This window comes from Dysgonomonas massiliensis (assembly GCF_900240225.1).
GTDB lineage: Bacteria > Bacteroidota > Bacteroidia > Bacteroidales > Dysgonomonadaceae > Dysgonomonas > Dysgonomonas massiliensis.
Map to the genome: position 1 here is coordinate 93,998 of NZ_OEPV01000005.1, position 22,764 is coordinate 116,761.

A 22,764-nucleotide genomic window follows, 5' to 3' on the forward strand; every position below is an offset into this window, starting at 1 on the left:
TTAAACTATGCTTGTACGTTTTGTGAACTCAACGATTTCGTCTATATATCCGAATGCTACTCCCGTAACGGTGTCAGCACATCCATAATAAACAGCTATACGTCCAGTCTCAGGGTCGTGAAGTGATGCGCATGGGAATGTTACATTCGGAACGTCTCCTGCTAGTTCATATATTTCACGAGGAGCAATTAGATATGGTCCGCTACGTGCTAAAACTTTCCAAGGCTCATTGATATCAAGCAGGGCCGAACCGAAGCTATATACATAGCCATTAGCCGAACGTAATACTCCGTGATAGATCATCAACCATCCTTCAGATGTTTCGATCGGAATAGGTCCTGCTCCGATTTTCATACATTGCCAAGCACTGTCTTCGAATGCAGCCGGTGCCATAACGTGACGATGACGTCCCCAGAATTCCATATCGGGCGATTCGCTGTAGAAAATATCTCCGAATGGAGTGTGTCCATTATCACTTGGACGGCTAAGCATTGCAAAGCGACCATTGATTTTGCGAGGGAACATAACTCCGTTACGGTTGAATGGAAGGAATGCATTTTCAAGTTGATGGAATACTTTGAAGTCTTTAGTCCAAGCGCAACCAATTGTAGGTCCATGATAGCCATTACACCAGGTTACGTAGAAACGATCTTCGATCCATGTAACGCGAGGGTCGTAGCCGTATACCCATTTGCCCACTTCTTCATCGCCTCCAGTCAGTTGGATATCTTCTTCTTCGATATCCCAGTTGATACCATCCTTACTGAATCCTACATGAAGACGCATACGACGGTTTGTATCATCGCAACGGAATACTCCTGCAAATCCATCTCCGAAAGGAACTACTGCACTGTTGAAAATACTATTCGATGTACTCAAAGCATCACGTCCGATGATTGGGTTTGCCGAGTAGCGCCACATAGTTTCTTTACTTCCAGCCGGGCGATCTTCCCAAGGCATATTTGGTAAAGCTTGTCCTTCAATTTTGAGTTTTGTTGCCATAGTTATTCGTCTATTAATTAATGTTTTATTCTTGTTGTTTTTATTATTGATTTGTTCTTAAGTCTTATTTATGCTTTTGCTTCTTCCTCGCTATTATCTGGATATTGGAATGGTATAATACGTGAAACCACAAGGGCTGGTATCATGGCTATAGCTACGATGATAAAGAATTGTTTATATCCCAGCCAATCACTCAACATACCGCTTATCATTCCGGCAAACATATATCCTAGATTCATGAGCCCCGAAGCAAAGGCATAATGAGCCATTTTATGTGCTCCTGGTGCTACTTGTTGCATCATAAATAGTGTAAGGCCAACAAATCCGAACCCATAACCGAAGTATTCACAGGTAACTGCCGATCCTATAAGGAAAATATTTGAAGGTTGGAAGATTGCAAGTAGCAGATAAATAAGGAAAGGTAGATTTATGGCGCAACAAAGTATAAACAATGTTTTCTTTAATCCTCTGGATGAAATATAATATCCTGCCAGAATAGAGCCTATGATAAAAGCAATAGCTCCGAATGTTCCGTTTATTATTCCAATATGGCTTACTTCCAAGCCCAATCCTCCTTTTTCGATAGGAGCTTTCAGGAATAGAGGTAATATCTTGATTGCCAGTCCCTCGGCAAGGCGGTATAATATGATAAATAAAATGTAGAATGCAATGTTTTTCTTCTGAAAGAATGTGATAAATACATTTGTAAATGTTTGCCAACCTTCCTTAGCTGTTTTTACAGCAGCACTGCTGCCTCCCGATGGAAGTACACGGCTGTGCCAAAGACTTAGAAGTATCATAATAGCGGCTACTACGCCCATGATTAGCATCCATGCATGAGTTACTCCCATGCTGTTTTTAAGTGATCCGGCTAGGAATACCAATCCTCCATTTGCGACAACCTTTGCAATATTGAAGAATGCACCTTGCCAGCCAATATATTTTGCTTGGGTCTGATTATCAAGTTCAGTCATGTAGATACCATCAGTCGCAATATCATGGGTCGCTCCACTGAAAGCGATTAGTCCCATAAGGGCTATGGAGTAGGTGAAGAAATCGGGCAATGGTAGGCAAAGAGCAACCAACGCAAAGCTTAGCCCTGTAATCATTTGAGTTCCTACTACAAAGTATTTTTTTGTTTTGAACATCTCTAAGAAAGGACTCCATAGAGGTTTCAAGCTCCAAGGCAGAATTATTAGAGAGGTCCAGAAGGCTACGGTAGCATCAGATATTCCCATTTCAGAGAACATGATTACTGAAACGAGTTGCACCATCACAAATGGTAATCCCATCCCAAAGTAGACGGTAGGTACCCATTTTAGAGGTGAGGAGGCTTTTGTCGTCATGAAACTTAGATTTTAAAAGGTATTAGTGAGTTTTCTTGTTGTCTATTTCCTGTGATTTTTGCAGTTATTAGCCTGTTTTTTATAATATTTTTTGAGATTTCTGTTTTCCATATTTTTAGCAACAAACTATATTTTCTCTCTATTATAATGACGATCTAAAGCCGTCTAATCCTAGTGTAAATTGCGTTAAATAAGGTTAAACATGGCAGTTGTAGTATATTTAGACTTCCGGATTAATTAAAGGAGATCGGCTTATTTACTTTAATGAAAAAAAGAGTCAAGCGATTGGACTTGACTCTTTTTTCTTGATTAAGTATAATTTACTCTTTACTCTGTTATTTGTAAATATATATTTCAGAAGGTACTATTAAGGTTCCATAGCTACCTGTCATCTCTATTTTTACGTAACGTGCATTAACGTCGGATAAAAATTTGAAATAATTATTTAAGCTTGCAGGAGTATTCAGTTCACCCTGAGATGTCCAATTAACTTTGTCTGTAGATGTTGATATCTTCACTGATTTTGCAGAATATACTGTCCCTCCATAGTAATCTATGCTTAAGCCTTTAAGAGCTTGCTCTGAAGTGATATCAATTGTGAAAAAGAGATAACTTGAACTATAAGCATAAGTTCCATATACGCCACCTTGACCGTCTATTAGTCTACTGATATTACCGGTAACAGAAGAATTCGCTTCTATACCCCAACCAGTTTTATTTAGTAAAGACCAATCAGAAGATATGCCAGAAAGATAAGCTATATTTCTCAATGATTTTATAATATTGAGCGTTACAAATCCTTTTTCAGGATCAGCTGGGGTAGATGTGTCTTCTGATGTAGCTGCTAGCTTGATTGAATGAGTTTCTTCTTCAGCAGTTTCCATCAAGAAGTCATCTTTGATAGACCAAGTAATTACTTCTGACGATTTCTCACCAGCAGGTATAGTTACTTCTGTACTACTCCAAGTTACAGTATTTAAGAATTTATCGTTTAAACCTTCCATTGAAAGTTTTAGCTTAAGTTCATTTAATACAGGTTTATCAACTACTACTTTGAATGAATATGATATAGAGTCTTCATTCAGGATCTGGCCGTTATTATATGCGCGTTCGAAAGTTGTAGTACTGCCTTTTTCTCCCACCAAAGAATACAATGTAGAGTATGCTTCTTTCTTGATACTTAGTTTAGCTACTGTTGTGTCAGTTGGGATCTTGTATCCTGTAGCAGTAGCTTTAACACCTAACTCATAAATTTCTTCATTGTAATTAGTCTGAGCAAAACTGAAGTCATCATCTTTCAATATTACTTCTACAGAAGATTCGCTATAACCAGCAGGTATAGTATCCACCAATTTACTAATACTAACAATTTCGGCCGGAATATTCTTACTCAGTAGATCATATGAAACAATAATGTCTCCGGGCGAAGGTTTGAATGTAAATGTATAAGTTCTGGTTACTTGTCCATCTACAACTAGTATGCCGTCTTCGTTGTATGTTGCATTCAGAGTTAATTCAGATTCTCCTTCGGAGTCCGAAATAATAACTGATGTTTCATTATCAGGGTAGGTCTGTAAATTCAGATTCTCATCATCTTCGCAGCTAGTTAGAGAAAGTAAGCAGCCTACTATCAGTGCAAAATATATTTTATAATATTTCATATCTTATTTCTTTATAGTTTAGTTTGTAACAGAACCATCATTTTTGTACTCATATGGCTTCGGATCACGATTTTTGTAATATGTCGTAATATCTTTAAGTTTAGATCCATAAAGAGTTTCTAAGCCTGTTAAACGAGTTGCTGAACGTGCGAAATTTGTAGGTTTAAGGTCAAAACCCATATGCCATCCATATCCGTTAGAGATCAGTGATTGAGCATTTTTAGGTGTCAAGCTACTTCCAATATTAAGATTAAATTCCGCAGCAAGTCCTGCGCACTCTTTATTTGTTAACTGTCCAATTGGATATGCACGACTTCCATAGTTAGGAACTACAATGTCTATCCATTCTTTAGCATCTACTCCGTCAACTGAAGACTCTCCATACATATACCCATAAGCAAATACAGTAACAAGTTTATCAGGCATCATCTGTTTTGTCTCATAACATAGACGTGCTGCTGCTTTTTTACTGATATTTGTTAATGCCGGATTACTTGGATCAGGGGATTTAGAATATTCATCATCAAAGTTTACTCCATCAAGATTGTAGGCTTTGCAGTATTGAGCTAACTCTCTGGCAAAGTCTTTAGCTCCTTGGTCAGATAGTTGAGCTAACCCTGCCATATCATGATTTCCGAGTAATCCTAATAAAACTTTTACTCCTCGCTTACGTAATGGCTGAAGATAAGTTTCATTATTATCAAGAAGGAACTGTACATTTGGATTATTCTGTACGCGAGGTCTTCCAGCTTCTGCGTCATAGTTGATATTTGCAGCAAATAAAACGACAACATCCCATATCAACTTTCCATTTTCCAATTCAAACGATAATGCATTTAGTGGATTTACATTGTTTACTTCGAAGAATAAGAAGCCTTTTACTGCATCATCCCCTTTGTATACATTTGCAAGATGTCTCATGTCTTTTACAAAGTAGATACAGTGCTTAGCTTTCTCATCTTTTGTAGAAATATCGCTGCTGTTTTCAATGATAGTTAATGGAATAGCGTATGTTTTATCTTTATCCAATGTGTCGTTTCCCTTTATAGAAAGACCAACTTCTGCAGTTTTGATACTACCATTGATTGTAAAAGTTCCATTGTTGTCGAGTGAAATTGCATCAACTGGATACAATTCAAAGTCTGTTTCATGCTCAAGGTTGTATGCCGCTAAATATTCAGCATCAACTTTCACTTTTGCAGAAGTAGTAGACGTGGGAGTTTTTGTTAACCCTAATTTTACCGAAGTAGTATATTCGTCTTGATAAAGTTCAACGATATTCGAAACTAAGTTTGTCTTTCCGTCTCTCAGATATGCATTGTTCGTATAAATATCTTCGTATTCTGATTCATCGATATTCTTACCAATGTTAATATCATCGCTACACGAAGCAAAAGATACAAAGCAACCTATTGCTAAGGCTAGTAATAATTTGGATGTAATATATTTTATTTTCATAATAAATTCTTTAAGTAAGATTAGGCGATTCATTATTTTATTTTCGGAATCTCAACATTCACCCAAGAAGGATCTCCGTTAGCAGCAGTGATATCATTGCCATTTCCTGTATGATCAGTAATAACTTTACCTGCACCTTCGTTAAATTTCCAATAAGCAACCAATCCAGGAGTAGTTGGGTTTACTTCGTATGGGTTGTTTGCAATTTCTTCAGCTGTGCGCTGAATGTTCCAAATACGTAATTCTGAAATTTCACCAGGTAACCAGCGACTGTCATCCCAAGCCTTACCAATATAACATGAGCTTGTTAAATTAAGACTGCTAGAGGCTGCATTGTCGCTATATACTTTGACTCCATCTTTGTAATATATACGCTCCTTGGTTGTTGCGTCATATACAATTGCAATGTGTACCCATTCGTTAACAGCTAAACCTGATACTACGCTTGGACCAGGGAAGTTTCCTCCTGGAGCTACAACTTGAAGTTGATCGCGTGGGCGGTCTGCATCTCCAATACGTACTAGGAATTTTCCTTCAATCCCGAAGACTGTACTAAGAGCATTGTCGCGTCCAGCAACCCAGTCCTTACTTCTTACTAACGCCTCTACTGTGATGGTAGATATATTATTAACACTGCTCTTCCAATTGATAGGGAAATAAAGCTTAGTAATATCTGCCACAACATTAATAAGAGCGGCACCTTTAAAGATAAAGTAAACAGTACGCTTTTCTTCGGCAATATTAACATTCGTAGCATCAAGTATAGTTACAGGAAGAACATAGCGTTGAGATTTGTCTAGTTTATCAGTACCAGTAAAATTGATAGCAATATCATCACTTGTTATATCTCCAGTTTTGATAGTGTCAGTTTTAACCGGAATATTATAGTATTCAGATCCTAAAGCTATAGCGTTATCTCCATAAATAAGATTGTAAGCTGCAGTCAAATGAGGTGCTGCGTCAAAGTTGATAACAATATCTTTATTAGCAGGTTTAGCGATGCGATAGCTTATTTCGCGCGAGCTCTCAGGTAGGCTTGGTTTGATAAGCAAGTCATCGTTAACCGGTTTCGAAGTGACATATAAAGTATTGCTGAAATGATGTTCGTTAACAATATCAGCCTCTTTACACCCGGTTACAAATATTAATGAGAATATTAATAATGCAAAAATATATTTATAGTGTTTCATGATCTTCTTATTTGTTTGGATTCATTATACGAATAACATTACGTATGTATTCATAAGTATTATTGTAATAATCATTATGAATATTCATTACAAATAACCCTTTACGGCTAAAATCCGGAGAATATTGAACAACCCATTGCGAAGCTCCTAGCGCAGCAACAATTTTATCAGTATCGCTTGCTTGTGGATTCCAATAACCTATGATTTTATCTTTGTCATCAGCTTGTGGAAGTTGTACACATGCCATAAAACGATCAGTCGGAACAGGATTTATTCCACCCTCTTCAGGTAATCCATCTTTGCCGGCTTGAATTGCTAAGTAGATTTTTAGTGATAAATCATCAGCATTAGTCGATGCAGCAGATTTAATCATGATGTAGTCGCACTTATTAAGCATATTCATATTTTCTGGCACAAGATATTGTACGTTTCCGTAGAATACTAACTTTTTGGTTGCGTTAGCTTCCTTCCATGCCTGAATACGATTGAGTAGGTTTTGTTGACGTGCATTATATTTATCTAATTCAGCAGGAACAAGGCTTACTAAAGAGCGACCAGTGTAATCAACAACGATACCATCATAATTATATTTGTCGCTCAGCTTTAGTAATAAGTCTATTTGTTCTCCCATATACTCAAGACCTTCCTCTTCTGTCAGAGCAGGGTTTTCTTTGACTTTGTCTTGCCATTCTGTTTCGATTTTGTCATAGTTTATGCTATAAACAATACCAGTACCCTTATCTTCACGGATTTTGTCCATCTCGGCAAGGAGATCTGCATGTAAGTTATCAGGATTATTCAAGCTTATAAAATCAATGCTGTCAGGCACTGCCGTTAAGTGTTCTGCTTGTTTTGAAGGAGATCCTTCAACATTCTCGAAAGAAACAAATAGGACATTATGGGCTCCTGCTTTATAAGCTCTCAAGTTTTCCAAGTAATCTTTGTATAACTGTGGATTTTGCTCTTCAAAAGAAGGATTATCTAAATCAATACTTTCAGTATCTGTCCAATCATCACATGAGCTAGTGCTGAAAGCAAATGCTATTGCCATCAACATTACTAGTGTGTGTGTAAAACTTTTTTTCATATATATTATCATTAAAGTCGTTATTATTTCTTAGCATCCCACCATAAGTTTGTAGCCATATTGTCTGGTCCTTGCAGATATTTACTTACAGCTTCTTTTATGTTTTGAGCATTGCTATTGTATTCGTCAAGAGGGTATGGCATTCTTCGTGCTCCTTTATTTGAATCTACAATTCCACCACTCTTGTTTCCTGCTGCAGTTGCAGGGATCAATTTAGGATAACCTGTACGTCGGATATCAGCCCAAGCTTCATTTCCTAGTTGCCAGTTAGCGATCCATTTTTGAACAATGATGCGTTCTTGTTTTTGTTCTTTAGTTGCATTTTCGTCCCATTTGATTGTTATAGAAGATAATGAGCTTGAGTAGGAATTATCTCCATGTGGGTCAATATATGTCGCAGGTACACTAGTCTCATCTTGGATATATGCTTCTGCACCATCAGCTTCCCATTGTTTGAAAGATAGACGAATACCTTCGTTGTAGAATTCTTCAGCGCTACCGCCCATATTGAATCCGAAGATTGCAGTGCCTTCTGCTCTTAGAAATGCGACTTCCGCAGCATTCATCCAATAGATCGGAGATGTAGGCAATACATTAACACCCGAATACATACGGCCTTTACTAGTCAAATCAGGAATGATAATTCCACGACGCAACCCAACATAAGTATATTCAGGTTTTGTTTTTGTCCATTCAGAAACTACAAAATATTTTGCACGACGGCTATCTTTATATCCGTTCATGTAGCAGATGATATCGGCAGCAGCATGAGTATCACCTCCTGTATCGCTTCCCGGAACCTGATTGTAACGTGTTGCTACATAGATAGGATTTTGAATGCTTTTAAAATAATTCCAAGCGGCATTATCTTCATTGCTTTCAATAACTCCACCGTTTGCAGGATTTACAGCATCTTCAGCCATTTGTTTAGCTTTTGTCGGATTTGCATAAGCAATACGTATGGCTAAACGAAGTTTTAATGAATTTCCAAACTTGATCCATTGTCTGATATTACCATTGTAGATATAGTCAGCTGATGGTACAAGTTCTGCGTTAGGGTGTTCGTTCAAAACCTGAATAGAGTTGCTTAACTCATCGAAAAATGCGTTATATACATCTTCTTGTGAGTCATAAGGGATTGAAAGATCGCTTCCTTCTCCTAATTTAGTATAAGGAATTGGTCCAAATGTATCTGTGACTCTGTGCATAACTGCTACTCTAATGATCTGAGCAATAGCTAGAGGTACTGGATTATTTGTATTTCTGGAAACCAGTTCCACTGCTGTCATATTCGAATTCAGTATAGGAATGATTTTATCGCTTTTAAGAAAAACTCGAGTCCAGTCATCCTTAGCATTATAGTTCGAAATGGTATTTGCCCATCCTGCATTGGCATCGGCATAGTATCCACCCATAGGGCCGCCAAGCAGACAGTCTGTAAATTGCGCTGTATTCACGTCTGGCGAAATTACACATCCGGCCAAATTGTTCATCGCTGATCCTAATGCGTAATCATCTGGTTCTAGTGTATCAGGCTCATAAGGATGGCTATTTATATTGTCATAGTTTGCTGTACAAGACATTAGTGCAGCAACTGAAACTATAGTCAGTTTATTTATTATTTTTTTCATACTTGTTTTAGAATTTAAAGCTTAGATTAAAACCAAAAGTACGTAAAGATGGAAGCATAAAGTAGTCGATACCTTGATAGAAGCTATTGGTTGTAGCTACAGATTCAGGATCGAATGGTGCTTTGTTGTAAATCATAAAGAGATTGCGACCAACTAGAGAAACTTTTATATCGCATACATTTCCTAACCATTTTTTAGGGATATTATATCCTATTGATGCTTCTTGTAGGCGAACATTGGTAGCTGAGTAAGTATAATATTGAGGCACAGCAGTTCCACCAGCAACTACACTATACCACCCTTCAGGGTTTACACGATCGTTCCCATTTACAGAAATATAGCCTAAGTCGCGAGCTGCAGCAGATGCTTCAGATACACCATATTCGTCAAGGATTGCTTGAGTACGAGAGAATGTAACACCACCCAAACGAGCTGTAAGCATAAATCCAAGACTTAAATTCTTCCAAGAGAAGTTATTTCTCCAAGCTAAATTACCTTTTGGTGAAACGCTACCAAGTTTGATATAGTCGTTAATGTCTTGTATCGGACTTGTATTTACCGCATTGTTTTCGTCAATATATATTGCTCCATTAGCATCTCTTCTAAGATCCATGATAGAGTACAAATCACCCATGTCTCCACCTTCCTTCAGAATAAATCTAGTACTACCTAGACCACCTATATTCATGTGTTCTACGTTGAATACATTACCGGTTACTGGGTCTATTTCGTTTTTAGCTAAACGTAGAATCTTATTTCTGTTCATAGAATAAGTTAATCCAGTATGCCAAGTAAATTGATCCCATGTGTTACTATAGTTCAATGCAATCTCTAAACCTTGGTTTCTAACGGCTCCTGATTGTATTCGTATTTTATCATATAAAATACCTCCATCCATTTCAAAAACTTGATCTTTGGTTTTGGCATTGTAATACGTAACGTCTAGTTCAAAGTTTCTTAAGAAACGTAAATTTAAACCAACCTCATATGATTCTGTACGTTCTGGCTTGTAATTAAGTGCTCTGTCGGTTATTACGCTCCATGTGCCAGTACTTGAAGACCAAGGGAAACGAGGATTTGCAAGATATCTGTTAAATGCATTACCTACTGATGCATATGATAGACGTAGCTTTGCATATGATAGATAATCTTTGTTCAGGTTAGGTATTAATTCTGTCAAAACTGTCGATAATCCTACTGATGGGTAGAAGAATGATTTGTGTTTTGATAGAGGACCTGCTAATTGAGATGGCCAGTCGTTACGTCCAGTAAGTGTCAAATAATATGTACTTCTGTATCCAAGTTCTGCTGAACCGTAAAATGATTGAACTTGCTCGTGCCAACCATCTTGCATAAATTCTGTTTTTGTTTTACTTAAGTTCTGAACAACAAAATGATTGGTCAATCCAACTTGTTCTCCTCCAAATGTATCAGATCCATCCGCAATAGGACCACGTACGCTAAGAGCATCATATTTTGAGTCGTTGAAAGATCCTCCTAGGTTAGCTTGCAAGCTCCAATCCTCACCAAAGTATTTATTAATGCTAACAAGGAAATCACCATACAATTGTTTATCTTGAGTTTTTTGAATTCCATATAGTCCGCGATCTGATAATTCTGTTAGTTGAGTATTAGTTGTTGCAAAGAATTTCTCTGTATAGTCGTTATTAGAGTTATCTAGTCGTATACGACCTGATACATTTAACCAGTCTAATATTTGATAGCTTAGACTAGCTCCTAACATATAGCGGTCTTTTTTGTTCTCTCTGAGGTTACGATAGTTGATCCAATAAGGATTTTGCATTGTCATCCCTGCATCTCCAGAAGCCCAACGTTGAGTGTATATTTTGCGTGATGAACTGTATTCTTCGTATACTTTAGCATCTTGCCAACTGTTTCCTCTAGGGTATAAGTATGCACCAACTAATGGATTGTTATATGTCCCCTGATTAGTCGTATTTCTATCTTCCTGTCTGATATAATTTGCATTTACATCAAGCGTCATCTTATCGTTCAGAAAAGATGTAGTATTACGTACTGTAAAGTTGTAACGATCGTACTTATTATTTGGTATTATGCCTTTTGAATTGATCGCAGCTGCTGAAGCGTATGTTTGATTTTTATCTGATCCAGTAGACATTGAAACGCTTTCAGTTGTAATAACTCCGGTTTTAAAATAGTCATCTCTAGGGTCGTATCCAAAATATTGTGCTTCTGTTAGTCTTGAGCCCCAGCTGTGGTCTGGACTTGTATTGAGAACACCATTTATTCCAGTCCCATAACGTGTTTGGAATTTTGGCATAATGAAAGGATTGCTAAATTCCACATTACTATTCACGGTAAGTGTAACTCGTCCTTCTTTCCCTTTTTTAGTATTAATGATGATAGCACCGTTTGCTGCGTCAGAACCATATAGTGCAGCAGCAGCAGCTCCCGTCAATACAGACATCGATTCAATGTCTTCAGGGTTTATATCAGCTACGGGATCGGTAGATCCTTGAGAATCGAATTCAGTTCCTCCTCCATTGTTTCTCACGTGTGTAAACATTGGAACTCCGTCTATAACGTATAGTGCATCAGAAGACTGCATGATTGACTTAGTACCACGCATTGTAACTTTAGATACACCACCTATACCTGATGATGAAGCGTTGATGTTAAGACCAGCAACTTTACCATTCAAAGCATTAACAAAGTTTGCATCTTTGTTTGTTGTTATGTCATCAGAATTGATCTGTTGAACATTATAACTCAATGCTTTTTCTGAGCGTTTAATGCCTAGTGCTGTAACAACAACAGCTTCTAGTTCTTTTTCATTCTCTTTCAGAGTGAAATCGTAACTGTTCTTTGTTGTAATAGTTGCTGACTGAGTTACATATCCCATGTATGTAACTTCTATTGTACTACCTACTGGTGCCGACATTGAATAACTACCATCAATGTCGGTCATAGTTCCTGATTTAGAACCTTTGATACTAACAGATGCTCCGATAAGGCCTTCTCCGTTAATATCTTTTACCACACCCGAAATTTGTTTTTTTACTTCTTGTGGTTTCTGTTGTGATTTTTGAAGTACAATGTTGTTACCTTCTTGATAGAATGATAATTGTTGGTCTTTCAGAATATTAGTCAATACATCTTTTACCGATGTATCGGTCATATCAACATTTATTTTTTTGTCTAAGTTTATTTCAGATGGATTGTAGACAAAAAGATAAGATGTTTGTTTCTCAATACGTTGTAAAATGTCTTTTATTGAGATGTTCTGTTGCGAAATGCTAACTTTGGAAGTTTGGGCATTTACAGTCGAAAAGCCGATTAATAAAACAGCTGATAGCAAAAATATTCTAAATCCTTGCAATTTTCTGCTAATTTGAGGCTTTAGTAGTACTTGATTTTTTTTGGTTAATCTAATTTTCATACATTTGTTATGTAAATAGAGTTAATAAAATTAACGATATAATACATTATCGTTTGATTAATTCTGATGCCGGAAAGAATGGCGGTTCTTTCCGGTTTTCTTTTTTTGATTATATCATAGGCAAATATGGTTTTTTATGTGGTTTATATTAGTGTAAGATTAATCTATATTGTGTGATATTAGTGTAGTGAGTTTCTCAATTTAGGCTGTGTCGTGTAATTGTGTAATCCATGATGAGCCTGCTCTAATTTATTGTTATGTGATTTAAGTCATCTTTTGTATATGAAAATTTATTATACATCTGCAATACTCTTAGAACTTGATCGACACCATCTTTTATCCAGAACTTACCCGTGTATTTTTGCTCAAGTACATCTTTGTTTTTTATAGTAAACTCTACATCGTAGTATAGTGATAGCTTATCAAGTATTTCTTTGAAACTCATATCTTTGAAACTTAATAGACCATCTTTCCATGCTAATAAATCGTAGTCTTCGATATTTGCTTTGGCTAAAGCTCCTTTTTCTGAATATATGATGTCTCCAGGAACCATGGTTAATTCGTCAACATCATAAGCCGAAGAGATCTGAACCGATCCCTCGATTAGAGAAGTTTCGAAAATTCCGATTTGAGGGTAGCTTCTTACATTAAATTTTGTTCCAAGAACCTTGATCTTATAGTCTTGTGCTTCAACAATAAATTGTTTTTCTTTGTTATGTGCAACATCGAAATATGCTTCACCAATAAGTTTGACACTTCTAACATCTCCCGAGAATTTATCGGGAAAGATTAAAGTTGATTTTGCATTCAACCATACCTTTGTGCCATCCGATAGAGTAAGTTCTGCCCGTTGACCTTCTGGAGTGAATATTGTTTGATTGATAGGACTTTCTTCAGGATTGATCCATTTGGAATAGATGATGTGATATGAGCCTAAAATAATGGCCAGCATTGCTGCCACTTTCATAACTTCTTTGAAAAGATGGAAGATTTTTGTCTTCCTGGATTCCTTTTCCTCAATCTGTTCTTGAGGATTCTGACTGTTCCAAAGTGCAACATCGAATGCTTTGCGGTATAGCAAATATTCTTGCATGTTTTTTTCATCAGAATCAATCCATTGTACAACTATTGCTATTTCTTCTTGCGTAGCTGTACCGTCAATATATTTTAGTAGTAATTCGTTTTCCATTTCAGATTTTAAAAAGACATAATATCTCCTTTCATCAATAAGACGATTCTTAGATGAAGGTTGATAGTAATTAAGTTGTTAATTAAAGTTAATGATTTAAGTAGTCTTTCAACTTGTCTTTTAAAGAACTCAAAGCTTTGTATAGATGATAATCGACTCCTTTGATGGTAATATCATATTTCTTTGCAATCTCGGATTTTGTCATATTCTCAAATCGGCTATTCTCAAAAATTTTTCGAGTCTGTTCAGGTAATGTGGATAAAGTTTTAGAAACAATCTGTTCAATGTCTTTCTCGAATATAGAGTCTGGGTCTGTAGCTTCGAGAGTCGAAATACGTATGTCTAGATCGCGCTGAGTTATATTTGAAATATTATCGAGAGCATTTTGTTTTATCTTCTGATGTTTTAGCTCGTCCAAAGATTTGTTACGAAGAATTGTAAAGAGAATAGCTTTTGGATTAATTATTTCTTCAGTGAGTGAAAGTTGCCAAAGTTTGATGAGAGATTCGGACACAATATCCTCAGCTACCAATTCGTCTCGTACGTATGATTTCACATATTGGCAGCTTTGTTTATAAAATTCGTTGTAGAATACTTTGAACTTTTCTAGATCAAAATCACTCATAAAAATGCTATACAAAAAAGTAGAATATTGTCTTTGTATCTAGCGAGCAAAATTACATAATAAATGTGATTAAATTGAACTGATGAAAAAAAAACTAATAAAGCAATGCTATTGATTGATATTCAGTTGTATAATGTTTTCTTAAAAGTGGCGATAGATAGTATATCAAAGTGTTTCGAGAAGTAAGGCGTGAAATATTTCTGATGTTTTTTGTAAAGGAAGAAATCTCGACTAATCTGTCAGTTGAAATATTTTTGTTTCGAAACTACATCTCTTTTAGAAATGAATAGTAAAATAAATTCGTCATATATTGATATTTTCTCGAGCAGAACTTCGAGCAAATAATCAAGATCAGTGCTTAAAGTTATCAAAACTTTAATATAATATTAATAGTGGTATTTTTACACTTAAAAATATTTATCTATCTTTCGAAGTATTATTATTTATTTTTTATAAGTCATCTTAAGTGTATATAGATTACAATTTAATGAGTGTTTCGAATATGCATCGTTTTGTTATATAACAACTAATAATAGCGTTGAATAATAAACTGTCCAGAGGGTTTATTTAAAAGGAATATTGTAGTGACTTTATTGTTATCGTGTCGAATTTTTTTATTAATATATTTATAAATAATACGTTTTAATTACCATGAAGAAATTTTTTTTAGCATGTTTTTCATTTATAGTCTCGATGTCAGCTTTTTCGCAGCAGAAGGCGCAAGTTGCAGTTCGAGCTGAAGAAGGAAAGTATAAAATAGATAAACATATCTATGGTCACTTTTCAGAACATCTAGGTCGTTGTATCTATGATGGACTTTGGGTAGGCGAAGATTCCAAAATCCCGAATGTAAATGGAGTACGTAAAGATATTATTGATGCCTTAAAGCACATACAGATTCCAAACCTACGTTGGCCTGGAGGCTGTTTTGCTGACGAATATCACTGGATGGATGGAATTGGCCCTCGTTCAGAGCGTCCAAGAATGATAAATACACATTGGGGTGGAGTACTGGAAGACAATAGTTTTGGAACTCACGAATTCCTGAATCTTTGTGAAGCATTAGAAACAGAGCCGTATATCTGTGGAAATATGGGTAGCGGTACAGTTGAAGAAATGTCAAAATGGGTTGAATACATCACTTTCGATGGCGAAAGTCCTATGGCTAATCTAAGACGAAAAAATGGTCGTGAAAAACCTTGGAAAGTTTCACTATGGGGAGTAGGTAACGAAAACTGGGGTTGTGGAGGTAATATGACAGCAGAAGGTTATGCCGAAAATTATCGTCGTTATGCAACATACTGCCGTAATTACGGAGATAATAAACTATATAAAGTTGCTGGCGGACCAAATGTAGATGATTATCATTGGATGGAAGTTATGATGAAAAATATTCCTCATCACATGATGCGTGGTGTTTCGGTTCATAACTATACATTCACATACAGCTGGGAAAATAAAGGAAATGCTTTGGGTTTTAACGAAGATGAGTATTTTTCATTGTTAGAACATGGTCTGAGAATGGATGAAATTGTAACTAAGCATGCGGCTATTATGGATAAGTATGATCCGGAGAAAAGAATAGCTATGATCGTGGACGAATGGGGTGCATGGTATAATGTTGAACCGGGAACAAACCCAGGATTTCTATATCAACAAAATACGTTGAGAGATGCACTTTTGGCTGGAACAATTTTCAATATATTTCACAAACATGCCGATCGTGTAAGGATTGCAAATATTGCTCAGTTAGTAAATGTATTGCAGTCTCTATTCTTGACCGAGAAAGATAAAATGTTGCTGACTCCTACTTATCATGTATTCGATATGTACAAAGTACACCAAGATGCAACAATGCTTCCGGTAGATATTGTTAGTCACGATTATAGTCGTATAGGAAAAAGTATCAAAGCAGTATCAGCTTCTGCTTCTCAAAATGCAGACGGTAAAACTCATGTGTCTTTCGTAAATGTGGATCCAAACCAATCGGTAGAGGTTAGTTGTGATATTAAAACAGCGAAAGCTTTAAAATTTGTGTCAGGCAATATAATTACTGCGCCTACTACAGATTCGCATAACACGTTTGAAAAACCAAATCAGGTTGTATTGAAAGACTTTAAAGATGCAAGTATCAAAAATGGGGTGTTGACGGTGAAATTGCCTGCCAAATCGTTGGTAACAGTAGCTCTTAATTAATCTTCAAAACTCTCTTTGGAGCAATTATCTAACAAAAGAAAGAGGCCTATTGGGGCCTCTTTCTTAGCTTGATGCATCACTGCATTAATAAAGTAGTGTTTGTATGATGGCACAACATTATCAAGGAGTGCGCCGGAGTCTCCTTTCCTGTATTTTAATTGTTAGGAATGAATTCGTCATATCCGTAACCTAGACTTTTCGGAGAAATAAAGTACTGTATGCAAATAAAGCAATAATAATCTCCGTACATACCGCTTTCATAACCATGGTCAGTTACATAAGCATCGTTTCCTTGCCAGTAACCAATATCGCGTGCGTTTACTGGATATTGAGTGTCATTGTTTGTCGAAAAGAAAGGAGTATCTACTAGTGGAACTCGGAAATATGTATATTCTCCGTCAGCATCTTTGCCTTTGATGTCTATAAGATTGATCTTCATATGATAACCAGTCCCAAATACATCTTTGAATCGGAACAATTTATCGTCAGTAGTACATACTTGCAATGTTGTCGGTTGAGTAGCCATGCCAGTCACAGATGGCTTGGAAAATTTGTAAGTACCACTAACAACGTCCGTCCATTCTAGGCCGGTAAATTGAACAGTTGATACATGTTTAGCTCCGGAACCTATTCCGACGAAGGTAATAGTATATTTGCCATACATGTCAGTTACTGGAATATCGGCATTAGATGCTCCGGAAATACCTTCAACTTTCGTGCCATTTTCTACTACATAGTCAGCATATGCATCTTCGCCGATTGAGGCAACCTGGTTGTCTCTGTCTGCAGTTTTTTCAACAAGATAATATACCTCCTCTGTTTTACTGTTGGCTGCAATTCTGATGCTCAAATCATTATCGGGATTCATAGGCCTGCTTGCCTTGTATTGGTAAACCGTAATTACGGGCTTTGGATCGTGTCCTGGCTCTTTCCCTTCTTCCTCGGTACACGCAGCGAAAACAGAGGTTACGAAAAGTGCTATAAATAATTTATAAATATTTTTTTTCATACTTAGTGTCTTTTTTGAATTAACCAAATTACCATTTGTGTTCTTCTGAATCTGAAGATGGTTTGATAGGTGTTGGGTTGTTTGTACAAGCAAAGTTGTAGTTGGTTTCTGTTTGTACAATACACCAGTCCATCCATTGTGGAGGGGTTGCTGTGTTCCAACGGAAGCTTTCCAGGTGGTTTGTATTTTCGTAGCTACGGATAATACCCTTATTCAGACGTTTGATATCGAATGTTGAGAAACCTTCGCCCCAAAGCTCAACACGACGTTGCCACCATACTTCATTTTGGAAAGTAGAAGTTTGTTGATTGCCGTAAGTTTCGGTGTGAGTCCCATAAACGTATGAAGCGTCACGTGTTTTTGCAAATTCTGTCAACAACTGAATTCCTCTAGCTTCAGATTGCATGCCGGCTGCTTCAGCTTCTATAAGGTGCATTTCTTCAACACGCATCATAGGCACAGCTACAACAAACCCAACATATTGGTTGTCGCGTCCTTCTTTTCCTCCAGCAGCACGGAATTTAAGTGAAAGACCACCAACTGCTCCATAGTTACCATCATAACCAGATTTATAAACCCATTCAGGATAATCAGAATATTCTTTCAGACCTTCAATTATTTCACTTTTTGGTTTCTCATCAAGTGCAAAATCAACAAAGACTTTTTTACGGAAATCAGTAGCCGGTATTGTTTCGTATAGATGTCTGTCAATTAAAATCTGATGTCCGTAGTTTGATGCATATCCACAACCTGATACATCAGGATTGATTTCAAGACACATCATAGATCCCCACGATGAGTCACCATCATTCTCAAGAATATTCGGGTCAGTAGGTTTATACGTCAAGCCGAACATCCAAGATGAATTAGGAGTATTGAAGCCTTCGTCTCGGCTTGTATATTGATCTTCGGTCATAATGCTATAACCAACTTTAGCCAATTTTGCATATTTCTCAGCATTTGCCCAATCTTCCATTACTAGATAAGCACGAGCTTTAAGACCATATACAACCGATAGATCGGGGGTATAGACATTGGAGCGCTCATATCCGTCGATATATTCTTCAGCTTTATCCAAATCAGACAGAATGAAGTTCCACATCACTTCGTTTGTAGCACGAGGATTGTTTGTCAGATCAGACAAAGAAGTCGTTTCTGTAACGATAGGAACGGTCTCTGAATTTTTGTCTAGCGCATATGTCTTTTGGGCATACATTCTTGCTAAGTCCATGTAGAACATAGCACGCATTGCAAGCGCTATACCTGCTCCGTGAATCTTGTCTTCATCAGGATTGCTTCCAGCAAGAGAAAGTACCGTATTACAGTTTTTTATCCAACCATAATAGTAAGTCCAAGGATATTGAGAAACTGCATATTGAGGCCCTAGTCCTGTACCGCAGGTGTACCATGTCTGATACCAAGAACCAGAATATCCTAAAGCCATATCTTGTCCTTGAACATCGCGTTTCAAGAAAAATGATGGGTAACCATAGTCGTATGGTGTATGGCTGTCGCCACTATATGTAAATTTACCTGTTAGGGTTGATGTAATTGCTGTCACAAAGTTGTTATATGCACCAGGAGCATTTCCTGCCTGATCGCCAGTGACTTTGTTATCTTGTGGATCAACTTCTTCTATACAGCTTGTTGTTAGTGCTATTGCAACTACAGCAGTCAATGCTGATCGTAATATTTTTTTCATATCTCTCTTTCCTTTTTAGTTAAAATGTTAATTGTACACCACCAGAAATGTTGCGTACTGGCGAGTATGTGTTAACCATTGTATTGCCTGTATATGCATAACGAGGATCTAGGCCTTTACGTGCTGACCAGAAGAGTAGGTTTTCTCCGGCAGCATATATACGTAGATTAGATACGTCAATTATGCTAAGAAGTTTTTTAGGCAAGGTGTAACCAACTGTAAATGACTGAAAGTTAAGATAACTTGCACTAGTCAAGAAACGGTCTGAAGCTGCAGCCGAATATTGGTCTCCATATTGCCAACGCGGAATGTTACTTGTTGTATTGTTTGGTGTCCAAGCTTTTGCATAATCTTTGTGGAACGTAGAACCAGCATCAGACGCAGTTTCGCCAGGTGCCATTAATGATTGATAACGAGTATCGTACACTTTACCTCCTAATTGATAGTCGAATGTTACTGATGCATCGAAATTTTTAACTCTAGCGTTAAGGCTAAATCCACCGAATATCTTTGGAAGAAGCGAGCCAAGAGCATATTTAGATGCTTGGTTAACATTGGTTGTTGTACGCGAGTATTCTTTGCCCGGTTTGTTTGTAGCTCCATTCAAATTGTCATCAATCCAGTATGTCGCTAGACCTTCTTCGTTGACACCAGCATATTTTGCACGAAATGCATTGTATAGTGGTTGCCCAACTTGGTACCAAAGATTGTTTTCAACGAAACCTCCGTTTTGATTAGTTTTAGATTCAGGTAATTTCAGAATCTTAGTTACGTTATGAGATAGATTTGTTGAAAGGCTTAGGTCTATATCTTTTGTGCGAACAATAGTTCCGGTCAAAGTTAATTCTATACCCGAGTTGCGGATGTCACCAACGTTTCCATAATACCCGCGGGTACCAGCTGATTCAGGTACTGATAACCAGAATAGTAGATCCGTAGTTTTCTTTGAGTAAAGATCTACATTACCACTCAATCTGTTGTTTAATACAGCAAATTCAACACCTATGTTAGCATTCGTTGTAGTTTCCCATGTAATATTAGGGTTACCTATGCGATTGAATGACGGAGACATCGAAGTCTCAGATGCTTTAGACAAAGAGTATAAATCTGTGTATGCAAAGCTACCAATGTTGTCATTTCCTTGTTGACCGATAGATGCTTTGATTTTCAGCATATCTATCCACTTATAATCTTGCATGAAGTTTTCTTCAGAGATAAGCCAAGCACCTCCGATTGACCAGAAATCACCCCACCTGTTCTCTTTTGCGAAGTATGACGAAGCGTCGCGACGATAAGATGCCGAACCAAAATATTTGTCAGCATAGCTGTACTGAGCACTTCCGAAATAACCTTCTACATTGTAATTTGTTGTATATGATTTCGAGTCAGTAGGATTTGCAAAAGCATTAAGTTCTTTGATGTCAGGAGAGAATCCGCCTTGAGCAATTGCTTCAAGATATCGAGTTTCAGTTTTATAGTACTCGTGACCAGCCATAATACTGATTGTATGTTCTCCTAAATCTTTCAAGTAAGTCAATGTCTGTATATTGTTGGCTTTCATGGATGTTTCAACCGTTTTGGTTAGTTGTCCGTTTACACCAACTTTAGGACCATAGAATGGATTCTCATATAGAGACCCTTCTGTTTCTCCCCATATAACAGTACTTGTTACATTAGCCTTCAAATTCTCGGTGATATTAATATCAATAGTGAAAGTTCCGTTCAATTGGTTACCAGCTCTTTTTGTTTGATTGTATCGGTTAGAACCTAGTGGGTTACCAGTTTGAAGGAAAGCACGGCCTACACCATAGTTGGTTGATGCAACACCATAGTCGTAAGCCTGATTGCCATATTGATCTTTTTTGATAACAACATTACCAGCTTCATCTACTACACGTACGTAAACTGGATAGATAGGAGCTATCATCGAAGTATAATACATAAGGTTTGTAGAACCTAATGATGTATCCATGTTCGGGTTCGACATCTGGTTCGAATGTACATATGCAACATTTGCTCCGATTTTTAACCATTTTTTAGCTTGATAATCAGCCTTGATTCTTGCATTTAGACGTTCGAAACCCGAATATTCGATAATACCATCTTCGTTTAGATAGCCGAAACTTGCATAGAATGAAGATTTATCTGTTCCTCCATTGATACTAACGTTATATTCTTGACGTAGAGCACTCTTATATGCCATATTGGTCCAATCATCAGGTTGCATATAATATTCGGTACCGTTGTATGTGTATTTACGACCAAGAGTAGCGTTTGGATTTAGTCTACCATTTAGTCCTATCAATTGTTCGCCTTCTGGAACATTATATACATTGTATCCCAGATCACTGATCATTCTTGAGTTTGCGCTCGAGTTTGCACTCGATTGATCGTAACCCAGACCATAATAATAGTAGTTGTTAAGTTGTGCATAGTAAGCCTCATAGTATTGACCAGCATCTCTGATTACATCATAATCTTGAACACCTCTGGTATTAACACCCCATCTTACGTCTGCATTAACTATTGCGCTATTAGTCTTTCCTTTTTTAGTCGTCACGATAATAACCCCTGCTGCACCACGTGCTCCGTATAGAGCTGCAGATGCAGCATCTTTCAATACTGTGACAGATTCAATATCGCTTTGAGCAATATTTGATAAGCTAGCAGTGTAGGGAGCACCATCAACGATAATCAACGGATCGGTAGCCGCATACATTGAAGCGATACCACGGATGTTGATTGATGCATTCTCGGCACCTGGAGCACCGGAACTTCCACGCATTTGCAGACCAGGAACAGCACCAGTCAAGGCGTTAGCGACGTTTGTTGTAACACGTTTAGATATGTCTTCAGAACTAACAACTGCAGCCGATCCCGTAAATGCAGATTTTTTAGATGTGCTGAAAGCCACAACCATGACCTCGTCTAATGCTTTGAGGTCTTCTTTCATTACCACTCTCATTCCTTGTGTAGCTTTTGCTTCTACAACTTCCATTCCAATGAGTGTGAATACCAGAGTGTTTTTTCCATCGGGAACATTTATTGTAAATGCTCCATCAAGATCGGTAATTGTACCGATTGTTGTGCCTTTTACTGTTACTGTTGCACTTATGACTCCTTCGCCATTACCGTCAACTACGGTTCCGGAGATTTTAGTCGTCTGTGCCGCAATATATCCTATGCTCAAAAGCAAGCAGGATAAAATTAACATCACTTTTCTTCTCATACCTAAATTAGTAAATTA

General features: G+C 37.2%; 14 protein-coding genes. 1 reads left to right on the forward strand and 13 read right to left on the reverse strand.

Going from position 1 to position 22,764, the window contains the following annotated elements; genetic code table 11:
- The 10 genes from C1A06_RS06470 to C1A06_RS06515 form a co-directional block, all read right to left on the reverse strand.
- On the reverse strand, positions 1–1,002 hold the full coding sequence (locus tag C1A06_RS06470) for a glycoside hydrolase family 130 protein (RefSeq protein WP_101689433.1): 1,002 nt from the start codon (positions 1,000–1,002) through the stop codon (positions 1–3).
- A 68-nt stretch (positions 1,003–1,070) separates the two neighbouring features.
- Complete coding sequence (locus C1A06_RS06475) at positions 1,071–2,348, reverse strand: MFS transporter (protein WP_101689434.1); 1,278 nt, start codon at positions 2,346–2,348, stop codon at positions 1,071–1,073.
- Between the two features lie 335 nt (positions 2,349–2,683).
- A complete protein-coding gene (locus tag C1A06_RS06480; RefSeq protein ID WP_101689435.1) occupies positions 2,684–4,009 on the reverse strand; it encodes a DUF4989 domain-containing protein in 1,326 nt (441 codons plus the stop codon).
- 18 nt (positions 4,010–4,027) lie between these two features.
- Positions 4,028–5,467, reverse strand: coding sequence for a BT_3987 domain-containing protein (locus C1A06_RS06485; RefSeq protein ID WP_101689525.1), 1,440 nt, complete (start codon positions 5,465–5,467; stop codon positions 4,028–4,030).
- A 32-nt stretch (positions 5,468–5,499) separates the two neighbouring features.
- The gene (locus tag C1A06_RS06490; RefSeq protein ID WP_101689436.1) at positions 5,500–6,657 is read right to left on the reverse strand and encodes a DUF1735 and LamG domain-containing protein; all 1,158 of its coding nucleotides are present in this window, start codon (positions 6,655–6,657) and stop codon (positions 5,500–5,502) included.
- Positions 6,658–6,664: 7 nt separating this feature from the next.
- Positions 6,665–7,744, reverse strand: a complete 1,080-nt coding sequence (locus tag C1A06_RS06495; protein WP_101689437.1) for a glycoside hydrolase family 18 — start codon at positions 7,742–7,744, stop codon at positions 6,665–6,667.
- A 23-nt stretch (positions 7,745–7,767) separates the two neighbouring features.
- Positions 7,768–9,375, reverse strand: a complete 1,608-nt coding sequence (locus C1A06_RS06500) for a SusD/RagB family nutrient-binding outer membrane lipoprotein (RefSeq protein WP_101689438.1) — start codon at positions 9,373–9,375, stop codon at positions 7,768–7,770.
- A 7-nt stretch (positions 9,376–9,382) separates the two neighbouring features.
- Complete coding sequence (locus C1A06_RS06505) at positions 9,383–12,796, reverse strand: TonB-dependent receptor (protein WP_101689439.1); 3,414 nt, start codon at positions 12,794–12,796, stop codon at positions 9,383–9,385.
- 244 nt (positions 12,797–13,040) lie between these two features.
- Positions 13,041–13,985, reverse strand: coding sequence for a FecR family protein (locus C1A06_RS06510; protein ID WP_101689440.1), 945 nt, complete (start codon positions 13,983–13,985; stop codon positions 13,041–13,043).
- Between the two features lie 88 nt (positions 13,986–14,073).
- Positions 14,074–14,610, reverse strand: coding sequence for an RNA polymerase sigma-70 factor (locus C1A06_RS06515; RefSeq protein WP_101689441.1), 537 nt, complete (start codon positions 14,608–14,610; stop codon positions 14,074–14,076).
- A 651-nt stretch (positions 14,611–15,261) separates the two neighbouring features.
- On the opposite strand from C1A06_RS06515, the gene C1A06_RS06520 reads away from it, so the two are divergent.
- A complete protein-coding gene (locus C1A06_RS06520) occupies positions 15,262–16,806 on the forward strand; it encodes an alpha-N-arabinofuranosidase (protein WP_101689442.1) in 1,545 nt (514 codons plus the stop codon).
- A gap of 154 nt (positions 16,807–16,960) precedes the next feature.
- On the opposite strand, the gene C1A06_RS06525 is transcribed toward C1A06_RS06520, so the two are convergent.
- Genes C1A06_RS06525 through C1A06_RS06535 form a run of 3 tightly spaced genes read right to left on the reverse strand, consistent with a single transcriptional unit; the run spans position 16,961 to position 22,746 of the window.
- Positions 16,961–17,815, reverse strand: coding sequence for a hypothetical protein (locus tag C1A06_RS06525; protein ID WP_101689443.1), 855 nt, complete (start codon positions 17,813–17,815; stop codon positions 16,961–16,963).
- Between the two features lie 28 nt (positions 17,816–17,843).
- Complete coding sequence (locus C1A06_RS06530; protein WP_101689444.1) at positions 17,844–19,517, reverse strand: RagB/SusD family nutrient uptake outer membrane protein; 1,674 nt, start codon at positions 19,515–19,517, stop codon at positions 17,844–17,846.
- 19 nt (positions 19,518–19,536) lie between these two features.
- Entirely contained in the window at positions 19,537–22,746 is a 3,210-nt protein-coding gene (locus C1A06_RS06535) for a SusC/RagA family TonB-linked outer membrane protein (protein WP_101689445.1), read from the reverse strand.
- Positions 22,747–22,764 lie beyond the last annotated feature (18 nt).

Coding starts and splice junctions, on each gene's coding strand:
- C1A06_RS06495 (WP_101689437.1), bottom strand. CDS start 7,744: ATGAAAAAAAGTTTTACACACACACTAGTAATGTTGATGGCAATAGCA.
- C1A06_RS06535 (WP_101689445.1), bottom strand. CDS start 22,746: ATGAGAAGAAAAGTGATGTTAATTTTATCCTGCTTGCTTTTGAGCATA.
- C1A06_RS06505 (WP_101689439.1), bottom strand. CDS start 12,796: ATGAAAATTAGATTAACCAAAAAAAATCAAGTACTACTAAAGCCTCAA.
- C1A06_RS06480 (WP_101689435.1), bottom strand. CDS start 4,009: ATGAAATATTATAAAATATATTTTGCACTGATAGTAGGCTGCTTACTT.
- C1A06_RS06530 (WP_101689444.1), bottom strand. CDS start 19,517: ATGAAAAAAATATTACGATCAGCATTGACTGCTGTAGTTGCAATAGCA.
- C1A06_RS06500 (WP_101689438.1), bottom strand. CDS start 9,375: ATGAAAAAAATAATAAATAAACTGACTATAGTTTCAGTTGCTGCACTA.
- C1A06_RS06490 (WP_101689436.1), bottom strand. CDS start 6,657: ATGAAACACTATAAATATATTTTTGCATTATTAATATTCTCATTAATA.
- C1A06_RS06525 (WP_101689443.1), bottom strand. CDS start 17,815: ATGAAAAAAAATATTTATAAATTATTTATAGCACTTTTCGTAACCTCT.
- C1A06_RS06475 (WP_101689434.1), bottom strand. CDS start 2,348: ATGACGACAAAAGCCTCCTCACCTCTAAAATGGGTACCTACCGTCTAC.
- C1A06_RS06510 (WP_101689440.1), bottom strand. CDS start 13,985: ATGGAAAACGAATTACTACTAAAATATATTGACGGTACAGCTACGCAA.
- C1A06_RS06515 (WP_101689441.1), bottom strand. CDS start 14,610: ATGAGTGATTTTGATCTAGAAAAGTTCAAAGTATTCTACAACGAATTT.
- C1A06_RS06485 (WP_101689525.1), bottom strand. CDS start 5,467: ATGAAAATAAAATATATTACATCCAAATTATTACTAGCCTTAGCAATA.
- C1A06_RS06470 (WP_101689433.1), bottom strand. CDS start 1,002: ATGGCAACAAAACTCAAAATTGAAGGACAAGCTTTACCAAATATGCCT.
- C1A06_RS06520 (WP_101689442.1), top strand. CDS start 15,262: ATGAAGAAATTTTTTTTAGCATGTTTTTCATTTATAGTCTCGATGTCA.